We start from the raw sequence: 14,765 nt of genomic DNA, 5'->3' as shown, positions 1-14,765 counted from the left end.
TCTCTAACCCTTCACCGGCGCCACCGCCAACTCCACCCGCTCGCTCTTCTTGATCACCGCATACACCACTGCCGTCAGCAGGCTACCCGCCACGATCGCCAACAAGTACAACAGCGCATGGTTGATCGCATTGGGGATCAGCAGCACGAACAGCCCGCCATGCGGCGCCATCAGCTTGCAGCCGAAGTACATCGACAAAGCCCCGGTCAATGCCCCACCGGCCACGCTGGCCGGGATTACCCGCAGCGGGTCCTTGGCAGCAAACGGGATCGCCCCTTCGGAGATGAAGCACAGCCCCAGCGCCAAGGCCGCCTTGCCCGCCTCGCGCTCGCTCTGGGCGAACTTGCGCCGGGCCAGGAAGCTGGCGATACCCAGGCCAATCGGTGGCACCATGCCGGCGGCCATGGTCGCCGCCATCGGCGCATAGCTCGACGAGGCCAACAGCCCCACCGAAAAGGCATAGGCGGCCTTGTTGATCGGCCCGCCCAGGTCGACGCACATCATGCCGCCCAGCAACAGGCCCAACAGGATGGCATTGGTGGTGCCCATGCTGTCGAGAAAGTGGGTGAGACCTTCCAGCATCGCCGCCACCGGCTGGCCGACCACGTAGATCATCACCAGGCCGGTGAACAGGCTGGCCAGCAGCGGAATGATCAGGATCGGCTTGAGTGCCTCCAGACTGCTGGGCAGGCGCGCCCAGCGGGCAATGGCCTTGGCGCTGTAACCGGCGAGGAAGCCGGCGACGATACCACCGATGAAACCGGCGCCAAGGGTACTGGCCAACAGGCCGCCGATCATGCCGGGTGCCAGCCCCGGGCGGTCGGCGATGGACCAGGCGATATAGCCCGCCAGCAGCGGTACCATCAACTTGAACGCAGCCTCGCCGCCGATCTGCATCAACGCGGCCGGCAAGGTGCCCGCTTCTTTATAGGCCTCGATACCGAACACGAACGACAGGGCAATCAGCAGGCCGCCAGCCACCACCATCGGCAGCATGAACGACACGCCAGTGAGCAGGTGCTTGTATACCCCGGTCTTCTCGCCCTTCGCTGGCGTGGTTGCCGCTGCGGCATCGCTGCTGTTTTCCACCCTGGCTTCGGCCAGGGCCTTGTCCAAGGTGGCACGGGCCTGCTTGAGGGCGATACCGGTGCCACAACGGTAGATGCGCTTACCTGCGAAACGCGCGGTGGGCACTTCGATGTCAGCGGCCAGCAGCACTACATCGGCTGCGGCGATGGCTTCGGCAGGCAAGGGGTTGCGCGCACCGACCGAGCCCTGGGTCTCGACGGTGAGCTGGTAGCCCAGTTGCTGTGCGGCCTGCTGCAAGGCTTCCGCGGCCATGAATGTATGCGCGACACCCGTCGGGCAAGCGGTAACGGCGACGATGCGTGCGCCAGCGCTGCCGGCTTCGGCCGGTCTGCCTGGCACTGTGGCCAGCAGCTGGGCGTTGGCCGCCGCTTCATCAAGAAAGCCTTCGCGGTCGGCCAAAGCCTGGGACGGCGTGCTCTGGTACACGCGCTTGCCGACGAAACGGGCCAGGTCCACCGGGCCGGTGCTGACCACCAGCACCCAGTCGGCCTCGGCAATCTGCGTGGTACTCAGTTGCCGCTCGGGGTGGCCGGCATCCTGCACTTCGATGCTGGTACTCCAGCCGCGCCGCTGGGCTGCGGCGGATAGCAAGCGCGCGCTCAACACGCTCGACACCTGGCCGCTGGGGCAGGCAGTGACAATGGCAATGTTCATCGGCAACCCTCTTGTTGTTCTGTCAGTTGCACACCGGCTTCCAGGCGCGCCAGTTGCTCGCGGTCACGGATGCCGAAACCAACCTGGGTAACAGCCTGGGCGGCGATCGCGGTGGCACGGGTCAAGGTTTGTGCTGGCGCTTCGCCCAGCAGCAGGCCGTGGACCATGCCGGCCACCAGCGAATCACCTGCGCCCACCGTGCTGGCGACCTGCACCTTGGGCGGGCAAGCATGCACGGCCAGGTCGCGGGCGAACCAGCTGACGCCCTGCTCCCCCGCCGACACCACCACGTGTTCGACGCCACTGGCCAGCAGCTGCTCGGCAGCGGCGCGCTGCTGCGCTGGGTTATCCACAGCCAGGCCGAGTACCTCGCCCAGCTCATCGGTATTGGGCTTGACCAGCCAGGGCGAGCTCTGCAGGCCGGCACGCAGGGCTTCGCCGCTGCTGTCCAGGGCCACCTTGAGGCCTTGCGCCTTGAGCTGTTCGAGCAACTGGCGGAACCAGTCGGGGCTGATCCCGCGCGGCAGGCTGCCAGCCACCACCACCGCATCGTGGCCCGGGGCGATCTGCGCCAGGCGGCGCAGTAATGCACTTCGTGCCGCTTCGTCAACTTCCGGACCTTGGCCATTGATGTCGGTGACACGGCCATCGGCCTCGACCAGCTTGATGTTGCTGCGGGTTTCGCCCGGCACGCGGACAAAGCAGTCGGCGAAGCCGCGCCAGCCGATCAGCGCCTCGAACGGCTGCAGGTTGTCGCGCCCGAGGAAGCCGCCAACCGTGACGCTGTGCCCCAGGTCGGCCAGTACCTGGGCAACGTTCAGCCCTTTGCCCGCGGCGTGGCTGTGCTGTACCTGACTGCGGTTGACCTGCCCCGGGCGCAAGGTATCCAGGCCGATGGTGATATCCAGCGCCGGGTTCAGGGTGAGGGTGAGGATCTTGGCCATTCAGTAACGCTCCACCAGCGCGCGAACCGCTGCGGCGCTGTCCTGTTGCAGGGCCTCGCGCGCCAGGGCACGGGCCGTCTGGTAATCGGCCTGGCGGACCAGGGCCTTGACTTCGGCAATGCTGCGCGCGGCGACGCTGAGTTCGTCCACGTCCAGGCCCAGCAGCACAGCCACCGCCTGCGGGTCGGCCGCCAGCTCGCCGCACACGCCCACCCACTTGCCATGGTCATGGGCAGCGCGCACGGTCATGTCGATCAGGTTGAGCACCGCCGGGTGCAGGCCGTCGGCCTGGGCCGAGAGGCTGGGGTGGCCACGGTCGATGGCCAGGGTGTACTGGGTCAGGTCGTTGGTACCGATGCTGAAGAAGTCCACTTCGCGCGCCAATTGTGGTGCCAGCAGCGCTGCCGAGGGCACTTCGACCATGATGCCCAGTTGCAGGTCGGCTACCGGGATCTCGGCACGCAGGCGCTCGACCATGGCCCGCGCCTCGCGCCATTCGTGCACCTGGCCGACCATCGGGAACATGATGCGCAGCGGGCGCTGGTCGGCCGCCCGCAGCAAGGCGCGCAACTGGTCTTCCATCACCTGCGGGCGCTGCAGGGTCAGGCGTACGCCGCGCACGCCGAGGAACGGGTTTTCCTCGGCAGCGATCGGCCAGTACGGCAGCGGTTTGTCGCCGCCGACATCGAGGGTACGCACTACCAGCGGGCGCCCGTCGAGGCCATCGAGCACGCGGCGGTACTCGGCTTCCTGGGTAGCCACGTCCGGGGCCTGGGGGTGGGCCATGAAAATCAGCTCGGTGCGCAGCAGGCCCACGCCTTCGGCCCCCTGCTCCACCACCTTGGCGATGCCGTTGCTCTCGCCGATGTTGGCGAACACCTCGACGGCGTGGCCATCGCGGGTGACCGCCGGCTCGAAGCGGTTGGCCCAGGCGGCCTGCAAGCGTTGCTCGCGCAGGTCGCGCTCGGCCAGGGCCCGTTGCAGTTCATCCGCCGGCGGCGCCACGCTGACCACGCCACGCTGGCCATCGAGCAGCAACGGCGTGCCACTGTCCAACAGCAGTATCGACGCCCCCGCGCCCACTACCGCCGGGATGCCCAGGGCACGGGCGACGATCGCGCTGTGAGCGGTGGCGCCGCCCTGGGCGGTGACAATACCGGCGACGCGGCTTGGGTCCAGCCGGGCGACATCGGACGGGCCGACTTCGGTCATCACCAGCACGTAGGGTTGCTCGGGTTCAGCCTGGGCCTGCACGCCACACAACTGCGCCAACACGCGGCGGCCGATGTCACGCAGGTCGGCAGCACGTTCGGCGAGCAAGGCATCGTGCAGCGACTCCTGCTGGCGCGCCGCCGCCTCGATCACCGCCATCCAGGCGGCTGCGGCGCTTTCGCCCTGGCCCAGGCGCTGCTCGACATCGTCGGTCAGGGCCGGGTCGGCGAGCATTTCCTGATGGGTGACGAAGATTTCACCAATGGCCTTGTCGCTGCGCTGGACCAAGGCCTGCAGCTCGCCATTCACGGTCGCCACGGCTTCACGCAGCTTCTGCCGCTCCTGGGCGCACGACTCGCCGCGCAGAGGGTAGTCGAATTCACGCTCGACACACACATGCGCCGGGCCACTGGCAATACCGGGCGCAGCACCCACGCCGTGGATGCGGCTACCGGCTTCGGGCGCTTGCAGCACTTCGGCCGCTGCGCTGGCGACGGGCGCCGCGCTCTGCGGCAATGGCTCCACCTCCTCGCCCAGGCCTTGTTCGATGGCGGCCAGCAGCACCGGCAAGGCATCGGCGGCGATGCCTGGCTCAGCCACCAGTTCCAGCGCCTGGCCCCGTCGGGCGCCGAGGCTGAGCAGCTTGCTCAGGCTCTTTACCGACACCGCCGGCTGCGCGCTGTCGACCAGACGTACACGGATTTCCCCCTCGAAACTTTTGGCCAGTTGCGCCAATACCTTTGCCGGGCGGGCATGCAAACCGTGCGGGTTGGCCAGCACGACACGCGCGCTGGGCCAGTCTGCCGGCGCCTCACCGCCCAGCACTTCCAGTACCGCGCGGCTGCTGGTGGCCTGGTAGAGCATTTGCCCGCGGCCTTCGATCAACACTTCGCACAGGCGCTCGAGCAAGGCCTGGTGGGCAGCACCAAGGCTGGCCAGGCAGAACAGGCCGTTGAGCGGCTGGTCGCGGTAACGCAACGGCTGCTGCGGGGTAATGAAGGCCAGGCCCGGTTGGCGCACCTGACGCTCGCTGTGCAGCCACCACAGGCCCTCGCCCAACGGCAGCGGCTCGGCCTGCTGCAGCACGGCGGCAAAACCGCTGTCGACGCAGTCGGCGCGCTGCAACAGGCGGGCGCCGCGCCAGGCCAGTTCATCGAAGTCTTCGGCCGGCAGGTTCAGGCCGACCAGTTGTGCATCCAGCGCCAGTTCCTGTGGCGCGCCCTGCAACAGCTTCAGCAACGCCTCGGCGGAGCCGGCGCGGCGCAATGCTTCGGCCAGGTCGGTCTCGCCCAGGGCGCGGGTCAGCAGTTGCAGCAGGCGCAGGTGCTCGTCGGAACGGGCGGCGATGCCAATGGCAAGGTAGACCATCTGGCCATCGCCCCAGTCAACGCCCTCGGGGAACTGCAACAGGCGCACGCCGGTGGCGTACACCAGGTCTCGGGTCTGCGGCGTGCCATGGGGGATGGCAATGCCCTGCCCAAGGAAGGTGGAGCCTTGTGCCTCTCGGGCCTGCAGCCCTTGCAGGTAACCCTCGGCGACCAGGCCGTCAGTGACCAGCCGGTCGGCCAGCAGGCGCAATGCCTCGGCCTTGTCGGCGGCCTTCTGGCCCATGGCTATCTGCTCCTTGGCGAGCTCGAGCATGACCTTCTCCTTTTGCAGTTCCCGATCGGGTACTGGAGTATTGTTGTGAAATTCACATGAACGGCCAGTTCAACAGCCTTGCACGGATGGCAGCCGAGGCAGAAAATTCGGCAGCTGAAACGATTAATCTGACCAGACGGCCACGTTACTCGATAATCTGCCGAGGAAAAAGCCCCATCCTGTCGGACAATTGCGACAATGGTCGTCTGCGCGTGGCGCCCCCGCCGGGTCAAACTACTCGGTCAGGCCTCACAGCCAGCCCCGGTAATAACAAGGAAAATTCGGTGAAACTCAGCGATATCGCCCGTCTGGCCGGTGTGTCCGTGACCACCGCCAGCTACGTCATCAATGGCAAGGCCGAACAGCAGCGCATCAGCAACAGCACTGTCGAGCGGGTACGCGCGGTGGTCGAGGCCCACGGCTTCACCCCCAACCCGCAGGCCGCTGGCCTGCGCAGCCGGCATACCCGCACCCTGGGCTTCATTCTCCCGGATCTGGAGAACCCCAGCTACGCCCGCATCGCCAAGCAGCTTGAGCAAGGTGCCCGCGCCCGCGGCTACCAGCTGCTGATTGCCAGCAGCGACGACCAGCCCGACAGCGAACGCCAGTTGCAGCAGCTGTTCCGCGCCCGCCGTTGCGACGCGCTGTTCGTCGCCAGCTGCCTGCCGCCGGAAGATGACAGCTACCGCGAACTGCAGGACAAAGGCCTGCCGGTGATTGCCATCGACCGCCGCCTGGACCCTGCGCACTTCTGCTCGGTGATCAGCGACGACCGCGACGCCAGCCGCCAACTGGCCGCCAGCTTGCTGAACGCCGCCCCGCGCAGCATCGCGCTGATCGGCGCACGCCCCGAGCTGTCGGTCAGCCAGGCACGTGCCGGCGGCTTCGACGAAGCCCTGCAAGGCTATGCCGGCGAAGTTCGCCGCTATCAGGGCGAAGCGTTCAGCCGTGAGTGCGGCCAGCGCTTGATGCAGCAGCTGATCGAAGACTTCGGCGGCCTGCCGGATGCCCTGGTTACCACCTCCTATGTGCTGCTGCAAGGAGTGTTCGACACCCTGCAGGCCCGCCCTGCCGACTCGCGCCAGCTGCAGCTGGGTACCTTTGGCGACAACCAGTTGCTCGACTTCCTGCCGCTGCCGGTGAATGCCATGGCCCAGCAGCATGGCCTGATTGCCGCCACCGCGCTGGAACTGGCACTGGCCGCGATCGAGGACAAACGCTACGAACCTGGTGTACATGCCGTCGGTCGAACGTTCAAGCAACGCATTACAGTGGCCTGAACATGCGCCTGATCGACACCCACACTCACCTGGACTTCCCCGACTTCGACGCCGACCGCCCGCGCCTGCTGGCCAACGCGGCGGAGCGCGGGGTGGAGCGGATGGTGGTGCTGGGGGTGTACCAGGCGAATTTCCAGCGGGTGTGGGACCTGGCCTGCGCCGACCAGCACCTGTTCGCCGCACTCGGCCTGCACCCGATCTACCTTGACCAGCATCGCCCGGAGCACCTGGTGCAGTTGCGCGAATGGCTGGAGCGCCTGCATGGCAACCCACGGCTATGTGCCGTGGGCGAGTTTGGCCTGGACTACTACCTCGAAGACCTGGACAAGGCCCGCCAGCAGGACCTGTTCGAAGCGCAACTGCAGATGGCCTGCGACTTCGAACTGCCCGCCCTGCTGCACGTGCGCCGCAGCCATGCCCAGGTGATCGCCACGCTCAAGCGCTACAAGCCGGCGCGGGCGGGGGTGATACATGCGTTTGCCGGCAGTTATGAAGAGGCCCGCGAGTACATCAAGCAGGGCTTCCGGCTTGGGCTTGGCGGTGCGGCTACCTGGCCACAGGCGCTGCGGCTGCGCAAGACCCTGACGCAGTTGCCGCTGGACAGCGTGGTGCTGGAGACCGATGCACCAGACATGGCGCCGGTCATGTACCCAGGGATGAGGAACAGCCCGGAGCACCTGCCGGAGATTGCCGGGGCGCTGGCGCAGGTGATGGGTGTGGATGTCGCGGAGCTGGCTGAAGCCAGCACCCGCAATGCTTGCGAGTTGTTTGGCTGGTAGCTGAGAGGGTTATTGCCTGCGCGGGCCTCTTCGCGGGCTTGCCCGCTCCCACAGGGACCGCGCAAATCTTGAGACCGGCGCAGTACCTGTGGGAGCGGGCAAGCCCGCGAAGCAGCCAGTGAGCCAGTTCAGACAAGCACCGTCCACAGCGCAAACCCGGCATACCACAGCACCGCACAGCGCAGCAGCAGCTCCCACAGGCTGTCCAGCCGCCCCAGCCCGCGCTGGCTGTCTTCTTCCTCGGGAATGTCATCGGCAATGCGCCCGACCCGCGCCACCAGGTGTGCGGCGCTGATGTGCCAGTTGAGTACCTCGTGCAGCATCACCCGCGTGACCGCGAGGAAGTTGCCAACCAGGGCAAAACTCAAGGCCAGCACCCGCACCGGCAGCCAGTCCATGATATGCCGCAACTGCTCGGCACGGGCCTTCAACATCGGTTGCTTGCTGTGCTCGCCACACAGCGCCAGCAGGCGATAGGCCAGCGCTGCGCCCGGGCCCAGCACGAAGTACCAGAAAATCACCGCGAAAAAGCCCTGGTACACCTGCCACAGCAGGTTGCCCTGCACCCGCACCAACAGGCTGTGCGGCTCGTCGGCCGCCAGCCCCAGGTCGCGCTCGGCCACGTGCAACGCGGCCTGGTCATCACCGCGCCGCCAGGCATCGCGGAACGGCCCCAGCGATGCCTTGGCATCGCCGCGGCCCAGGCTGTAGATCAGCACCAGCAGGTGCACCGGCAACGCCAGCAAGCCGTACGCCACCGGGTCCAGCACATGCAGCAGCAATACCAGCAGCGCTACCGGTGCCAACACCAGGATCGCCAGCGTCCACCACGGATGCACCTTGCCACTGCGCTCCAGGCGTACCAGTTCGCCAAGGAAGAACCCGTCGCGCTGCACCTGTTGGCGCAGGGCCGAGAACTTCTCGACCCACAGCGCCAGCAACAACACCAGAAAACTCATGCCTTGTCCTCGTTTTGCTGCAGCGCTTCGCGGTAGCGCGGCCAGTCGAAGGCCGGGCCTGGGTCGGTCTTGCGCTGCGGGGCAATGTCGCTATGGCCCTGGATGCGGTCCAGGCCGATGGCCGGCCAGGCACCGCGAATGTGCCGGGTAAGCTGCTCCAGCACCGCGTACTGGGCATCGGTATAGGGCAGGTCGTCGGTGCCTTCGAGTTCGATGCCGATGGAGAAATCGTTACAGCCTTCACGCCCGTCGAAGCACGACACACCGGCGTGCCAGGCGCGGTCGAGCAACGACACGAACTGGGTCACCGCACCGTCACGCTCGACGAACAGGTGCGCCGACACGGTCAGGTGGTTGATGCTGGCGAAGTACGGGTGTTCGTCGGGGTCCAGGCGGTTCTGGAAGAACTGCTGGACCTTGCCGGTGCCGAAACAGGCCGGCGGCAGGCTGATGTTGTGGATCACCAGCAGGGAAATCGATTCGCCTTCGGGGCGGGCATTGAAGTTCGGCGAGGGGCAGTGGGTGATTCCGATTCCGTGGAACCAGCCAGTGGCACGGTCCAATTGCATGGGGCAGATCCTGAAAACGCCGTGAACAGGTTAACAGTATGCCCTGCGGCCAACGGCGTTTGCATGTGAATCATTGTAATGCTGTAGGAGCGGGCGTGCCCGCGAACACCGGCGCAGCCGGTGCCATCCACCGCGGCGCTTGTTTCGCGGGCACGCCCGCTCCCACACAGTTGCGCCTACCGCCGCAGCCCGTCGAGCACCGCCTCCAGCGCCCGCTCGAACAACAGCCCGTCATCCAGCACCCGCACGTCGCCCCGGTGCAGTGCCTGGGCCAGGCTGGCACCGTTCCATTCGCGCACTTTCATGCCGGTGCGGTTGGCGAACACCAACCGGTCGCTGCTGTCGATGCGCGCCACCAGTTTGCAGCGCAGCGGTTCGTCCTCGTCCAGCACCTCGACCCAGGTACCGATACGCAAGCGCTGCACCTGGCGCAGCGCCACAGCCTGCCCGTCGGCAACCTGCAACGGTGCGCAAGCGGGCTCTTCGGCAATCGCCAGCACGATGTCCTCGGCCACCAGTACGTCGCCCTGGGGCTGGCCCGCGCCACCTGCACAGGCACGCAGGTGCAACTGCTCCAGCTGCAGGAAGAATTCGCGGGTCGCGGCCGAGTCCAGGGCCACGCTGGCCAGGCCATCGCGCAGTGCCTTGAGCAGGCCCGGCACCTGCTGCAGCAAGGCTTGCGGCTCATGTGGCGGGGTGATGCTGGCCAGCAACATGTCCATCGTCTGCAATGCATCCCGCCAGGCCTGGGATGCCTCGCCCTGCTTGAGCCATGCCAGCAGCAGCACCTGGCTCCAGGCCTGCACCAGCATCTGTACCACCACCTGCGGCAATACTCGGCCACGCAGACGCTGGTTAAGTGCGTGCTGCACCTGCTGCCTGGCCTGCTGGGCCCGGGCACGCCCTTCTTCGGCGTCGCGGGTGCGTTGTTCAAGCAGCTCGTTGCGCCGCCGTTCGTCCTGGTTGAAAACGAGGAAGTCTTCGAGCAGTTCGGCGAACAGGCTGATATCTTCGGCAAAATCATTGAGCAGGCGCTGGACGATACGCTCCACCCGCAGGTGCAGGCTGTCACGCAGGCCATCGCCGCCGCATTCCCAGCCGATGGCCGCGCCGGCGATCTCGTTGAGCAGCCGGCGGGCCGGGTGGCTGGCCCGACTGAACAGCCCCTTGTCCAGCAGGGCCACTTTCAGCAGCGGAATATGCAGACGTGCGATCAGCGCGCGCAGGCTGGCCGGCAAGTTGTCGTCGTTCTGGATGAAGGCGAACAGCAGGCCGATCAGGTTGATCATGTCCTCGTCGGCCACATCGATGCGCCGGCGTGTGCCGCTGCGCACGCTGACCCGCAGCAGCAATTGTTCAAGCTGTTGGCCAAGCTCGAAATCGTCAGCCTCGTGGGTGGCAGGCACGTAGTGCTGCAAATGCGAAAGCAGGCGCAGCAGGTCGGCGGTACTGATTGGCTGGGCGGCGGCCATCGCCTGCAAACGAGGCGCGAACTGCCCACGCGCCGGGGCCAGCAGTGTTTGCAACGAGGCAAAGAAAACCTGCCCTGCTGCGTCCGCGCCCACCTCATGTCCCAGGTTCGCCGGCCCACGTCGTGCGCTCATGCGCCGATCTTCGGCGCGCCGGCGCGGTGCCGGCGGCAACTCGGGCAGCACACCAGCGGCAGCCAGCAACTGGTTGGCTTCACCATAGATCACTTCGGCATCGCGCAGCACATAGCGCTCGAACAGTTTGAGCAGGACCAGTTTGACCCGCAGGCCAACCCCCAGGTTGCGGCCAGCGTCGAGGAAGTAACCGCACAGCGCAGCGGGCCCCAGCGGGTTGTGCTGCTCGTGCAGGGGGCGGTTGAGCAGTGCTTGCAAGCGCAGGCCCAGTTGCTGCAGGGCAACGCCGTCGCGTGACAGCACCTGCGCGACCATGCCTTCGATCGCGGCGGCCCGCTCCACCTGGGCTTTGCTGCGCAGGTTGCCCGGCTCGAGCAGGTGCGCCAGCAGGTCAATCTGGCCGATACGGGCAAAGGCATCATGGAACGTGTCGAGAAAACCGCGCTCGATGCTCTTGCGCTTCAGGCGCAGGTCGCGCATGGCCTCGAAGTACAGGTTCTGGTCACTGCGATCGAACGCCTTGTCGGCCATCTCGAAGAGGGTGTCGTCGGCGTTGTCGAACAAGTCCTGCAAACCCTGACGCAACTGCAAGGCGGCCTTGTCGCGTACCTGCAGGAGCAATACCGGAAGGCAAGGCAGAGGCGTACGCCCGCCTCGGTCGATGGCTGCCGCCAAGGGCACCACCTTGCCTTCTTTTTGCATCCTGGACTCCTTGCAGGGTGTCTCGCCCGAAGGGGCTGAAGATCGTCAAACTCATGACGCCAAATACTGGTCACATTATCGGTAAAAATCCGCACCGCTGCCAGCGCCGTTTCACAGGCTGGCGAGTGACCCGGGTTTACCCCGGTTGCTCACACCGGCCGACCAAAGGTCATCGCCAAGGCGGCTGTACACGCTGGCCCCCTGCCCTATAATCGCGGGCATCTAGCTTGTGGAGCCGACCATGCCGAACCTACGCCTTGCCGACCTGACCGCTGAAATCGAAGCCAACGTGCGCCGCGCGCTGTTGGAGGACATCGGCAGTGGCGATATCACTGCGCAGCTGATCCCGGCCGAGCGCCTGGCCAAGGCGACCATCATCACCCGCGAAGACTGCGTGATCGCCGGCACCGCCTGGGTCGATGCCGTGTTCCGCCAACTCGACCCGCGCGTGGCCGTGCACTGGCAGGTGGCCGATGGCGAGCGCGCCACGGCCAACCAGCCGCTGTTTCATCTGGAGGGCCCCGCGCGTTCGCTGCTCAGTGGTGAGCGCAGTGCGCTGAACTTCCTGCAGATGCTGTCGGGTGTGGCCACCCGTGCGCGCTTCCTGGCCGACCTGGTGGAAGGCACCCAGGTGCGCCTGCTGGACACCCGCAAGACCCTGCCGGGCCTGCGCCTGGCGCAGAAGTATGCAGTGACTTGCGGCGGTTGCGACAACCACCGCATCGGCCTGTACGACGCCTTCCTGATCAAGGAAAACCACATCGCCGCCAGCGGCGGCGTGGCCGAGGCCGTGGCGGCGGCGCACCGCATTGCGCCGGGCAAGCCGGTGGAAATCGAAGTGGAAAGCCTGGATGAACTGCGCCAGGCGCTGGCCGCCGGCGCCGACATCATCATGCTCGACGAACTGAACCTGGAAGAGATGCGCGAAGCCGTGCGCATTACCGCGGGCAAAGCCAAGCTGGAAGCCAGTGGCGGGGTCAACGAGACAACCTTGCGAGTGATTGCCGAGACTGGGGTGGACTACATCTCGATTGGTGCGATGACCAAGGATGTGAAGGCAGTGGATCTGTCGATGCGCTTGAGCCTGTGAGCTGATTGCGGACACAAAAAAACCGGCCATCGAGCCGGTTTTTTTAGGGGGGCGCTTTGCGCCCCATTCGCAGCACAAGGCTGCTCCTACAGGAAGTATGTTATCCCTTGTAGGAGCAGCCTTGTGCTGCGAATGGGCCGCAAAGCGGCCCCCGACGCTCTCGCATCAGAACGAGGCGTTGGCCAAACCATCCAGGTAGCGCTCGACATCCAGCGCCGCCATGCAGCCGGCACCGGCCGAGGTAATGGCCTGGCGGTAAACGTGGTCAGCCACGTCACCGGCGGCGAACACGCCCTCGACGTTGGTGGCGGTGGCATTGCCTTCACGGCCGCCGTTGACCACCAGGTAGCCGTCCTTGAGGGTCAGCTGGCCTTCGAACAGCGAGGTGTTCGGGGTGTGGCCAATTGCGATGAACACGCCGTCAACCTTGATTTCGTCGCTGCTACCGTCGTTGTTCTTCAGGCGCGCACCGGTCACACCCATGTTGTCACCCAGCACTTCGTCCAGGGTGGCGTTGAGCTTGAGCTCGATCTTGCCTTCGGCCACACGGGCGTGCAGCTTGTCGACCAGGATCTTCTCGGCGCGGAAGGTATCGCGACGGTGCACCAGGGTCACCTTGCTGGCGATGTTGGCCAGGTACAGCGCCTCTTCCACGGCAGTGTTGCCGCCGCCAACCACGGCAACCGGCTTGTTGCGGTAGAAGAAACCGTCGCAGGTAGCGCAGGCCGAAACGCCCTTGCCCATGAAGGTTTCTTCCGACGGCAGGCCCAGGTAGCGGGCGCTGGCGCCAGTGGCGATGATCAGCGCGTCGCAGGTGTACTTGCCGCTGTCACCCTGCAGGGTGAACGGCTTGTTGGCCAGGTCGACGGCGTTGATGTGGTCGAAGACGATTTCGGTTTCGAAACGCTCGGCGTGCTCCTGCATGCGCTGCATCAGGGCCGGGCCGGTCAGGCCGTGGGGGTCGCCCGGCCAGTTGTCGACTTCGGTGGTGGTGGTCAGCTGGCCGCCGGCCTGCATGCCGGTGATCAGCAGCGGCTTGAGGTTGGCACGGGCGGCATACACCGCGGCGCTGTAACCGGCAGGGCCGGAACCGAGAATGATGACGCGCGAATGACGTACTTCAGACATGTCGAACTCCTGTCGAGCGGGCCGCAGGGGCCGGCTTCGGTATACCGGCTGCGCCAGCTGGAAAATTAAAAAGGACCCACGCAGCACTTGGGGAAGGCTACAACGCGCAGGCCCATAAAGCGGAAAGTTGAGCGCACTGTAGCGAGGTCGCAAAGATTAAGGAAATATCCTTCGACAATCCACCTCATAGCCATCGTCTATTCAGCGAATTCATCGATAGCCAAGCCCTGCTGCTTTTGTTACAGCCCGTTTCCCGCCTGCTGCCCGCCTTTCGTCGGCGCCGCAAACTCGGTAAGGTCAGCGCGTTTTCCTTCTCTGCGGAGTCTCTCGATGCAAGCCCCTGTACTCTCTGGCCCCCAATACCTGCGCGAAGGCCTGAAACTGGTGCTGAGCCCCAATCTGCGGTTGTTCGTGCTGCTGCCGCTGGCGGTCAACCTGCTGCTGTTTGGCGGCCTGATCTACTTCGCCGGCCACCAGTTCAGCCTGTGGGTGGACGCCCTGATGCCGAGCTTGCCGAGCTGGCTGAGCTTCCTGACCTACATCCTCTGGCCGCTGTTCGTCGCCCTGGTGGTGCTGATGGTGTTCTTCACCTTCACCCTGGTGGCCAACATCATTGCCGCGCCGTTCAATGGCTTTCTGGCGGAAAAGGTCGAGGTGGTGGTGCGTGGCCAGGACAACTTCCCGGCGTTCAGCTGGGGCGAACTGGTAGCCATGGTACCGCGTACCTTCGGCCGTGAAATGCGCAAGCTGGGCTACTTCCTGCCGCGGGCCATAGGCCTGTTCATCCTGTCGCTGATCCCGGTGGTCAACGTGGTGGCGGCGCCGCTTTGGCTGATCTTCGGGGTGTGGATGATGGCGATCCAGTACATCGACTACCCGGCGGACAACAACAAGATGAGCTGGCAGGACATGCTCGCCTGGCTGCGCCAGAAGCGCTGGCAGTCGCTAGGCTTTGGCGGCATCACCTATCTGGCGCTGATGATTCCGCTGGTCAACGTGCTGATGATGCCGGCGGCGGTGGCCGGCGCTACGTTGTTCTGGGTGCGGGAGCGGAACTGATCCCTGTGGGAGCGGGCGTGCCCGCGAACACGGGCGTAGCCCGTGCCATCCAGCG

General features: G+C 65.8%; 11 protein-coding genes. 4 read left to right on the top strand and 7 right to left on the bottom strand.

Annotation, left to right across the window (positions count from 1 at the left end; all coding sequences use genetic code 11):
• Positions 1–3: 3 nt before the first annotated feature.
• Genes A4C63_RS01830 through ptsP form a run of 3 tightly spaced genes read right to left on the bottom strand, consistent with a single transcriptional unit; the run spans position 4 to position 5,540 of the window.
• Complete coding sequence (locus tag A4C63_RS01830; RefSeq protein ID WP_063911266.1) at positions 4–1,743, bottom strand: PTS fructose-like transporter subunit IIB; 1,740 nt, start codon at positions 1,741–1,743, stop codon at positions 4–6.
• On the bottom strand, positions 1,740–2,687 hold the full coding sequence (gene pfkB, locus A4C63_RS01825) for a 1-phosphofructokinase (protein WP_063911265.1): 948 nt from the start codon (positions 2,685–2,687) through the stop codon (positions 1,740–1,742). Before pfkB ends, A4C63_RS01830 begins: the two co-directional genes overlap by 4 nt.
• On the bottom strand, positions 2,688–5,540 hold the full coding sequence (gene ptsP, locus A4C63_RS01820) for a phosphoenolpyruvate--protein phosphotransferase (protein WP_063911264.1): 2,853 nt from the start codon (positions 5,538–5,540) through the stop codon (positions 2,688–2,690).
• 284 nt (positions 5,541–5,824) lie between these two features.
• Here ptsP and cra point away from each other — a divergent pair, with 284 nt between their 5' ends.
• Both cra and A4C63_RS01810 read left to right on the top strand, forming a co-directional pair.
• Positions 5,825–6,820, top strand: a complete 996-nt coding sequence (gene cra / locus A4C63_RS01815) for a catabolite repressor/activator (protein WP_063911263.1) — start codon at positions 5,825–5,827, stop codon at positions 6,818–6,820.
• 2 nt (positions 6,821–6,822) lie between these two features.
• Positions 6,823–7,599 (top strand): TatD family hydrolase, encoded by a 777-nt coding sequence (locus tag A4C63_RS01810; protein WP_063911262.1) that lies wholly within the window; start codon positions 6,823–6,825, stop codon positions 7,597–7,599.
• A 128-nt stretch (positions 7,600–7,727) separates the two neighbouring features.
• Here the strand turns inward: A4C63_RS01810 and ampE are convergent, their stop codons facing one another.
• From ampE to A4C63_RS01795, 3 genes are all read right to left on the bottom strand, one after another.
• Positions 7,728–8,558 carry a regulatory signaling modulator protein AmpE gene (gene ampE, locus A4C63_RS01805; protein WP_063911261.1) on the bottom strand — a complete coding sequence of 277 codons (831 nt, stop codon included), beginning with the start codon at positions 8,556–8,558 and terminating at the stop codon, positions 7,728–7,730.
• A complete protein-coding gene (gene ampD, locus A4C63_RS01800; protein WP_063911260.1) occupies positions 8,555–9,127 on the bottom strand; it encodes a 1,6-anhydro-N-acetylmuramyl-L-alanine amidase AmpD in 573 nt (190 codons plus the stop codon). The genes ampE and ampD overlap by 4 nt, the downstream gene beginning before the upstream one ends.
• Before the next feature lie 176 nt (positions 9,128–9,303).
• Positions 9,304–11,433, bottom strand: coding sequence for a DUF1631 domain-containing protein (locus A4C63_RS01795; protein WP_063911259.1), 2,130 nt, complete (start codon positions 11,431–11,433; stop codon positions 9,304–9,306).
• Between the two features lie 241 nt (positions 11,434–11,674).
• Here A4C63_RS01795 and nadC point away from each other — a divergent pair, with 241 nt between their 5' ends.
• Positions 11,675–12,523 carry a carboxylating nicotinate-nucleotide diphosphorylase gene (gene nadC / locus A4C63_RS01790; protein ID WP_025337721.1) on the top strand — a complete coding sequence of 283 codons (849 nt, stop codon included), beginning with the start codon at positions 11,675–11,677 and terminating at the stop codon, positions 12,521–12,523.
• Positions 12,524–12,688: 165 nt separating this feature from the next.
• Here the strand turns inward: nadC and trxB are convergent, their stop codons facing one another.
• Positions 12,689–13,651 carry a thioredoxin-disulfide reductase gene (gene trxB / locus A4C63_RS01785; RefSeq protein ID WP_025337720.1) on the bottom strand — a complete coding sequence of 321 codons (963 nt, stop codon included), beginning with the start codon at positions 13,649–13,651 and terminating at the stop codon, positions 12,689–12,691.
• Positions 13,652–13,981: 330 nt separating this feature from the next.
• Between trxB and cysZ the strand changes: the two genes are divergently transcribed.
• Positions 13,982–14,710, top strand: a complete 729-nt coding sequence (cysZ, locus tag A4C63_RS01780; protein WP_025337719.1) for a sulfate transporter CysZ — start codon at positions 13,982–13,984, stop codon at positions 14,708–14,710.
• Positions 14,711–14,765 lie beyond the last annotated feature (55 nt).

Origin of the sequence: Pseudomonas sp. p21, from assembly GCF_001642705.1 — a bacterium.
GTDB lineage: Bacteria > Pseudomonadota > Gammaproteobacteria > Pseudomonadales > Pseudomonadaceae > Aquipseudomonas.
Note: the sequence above shows the minus strand (reverse complement) of the source record. Positions and strands in the feature narration are given on the sequence as shown.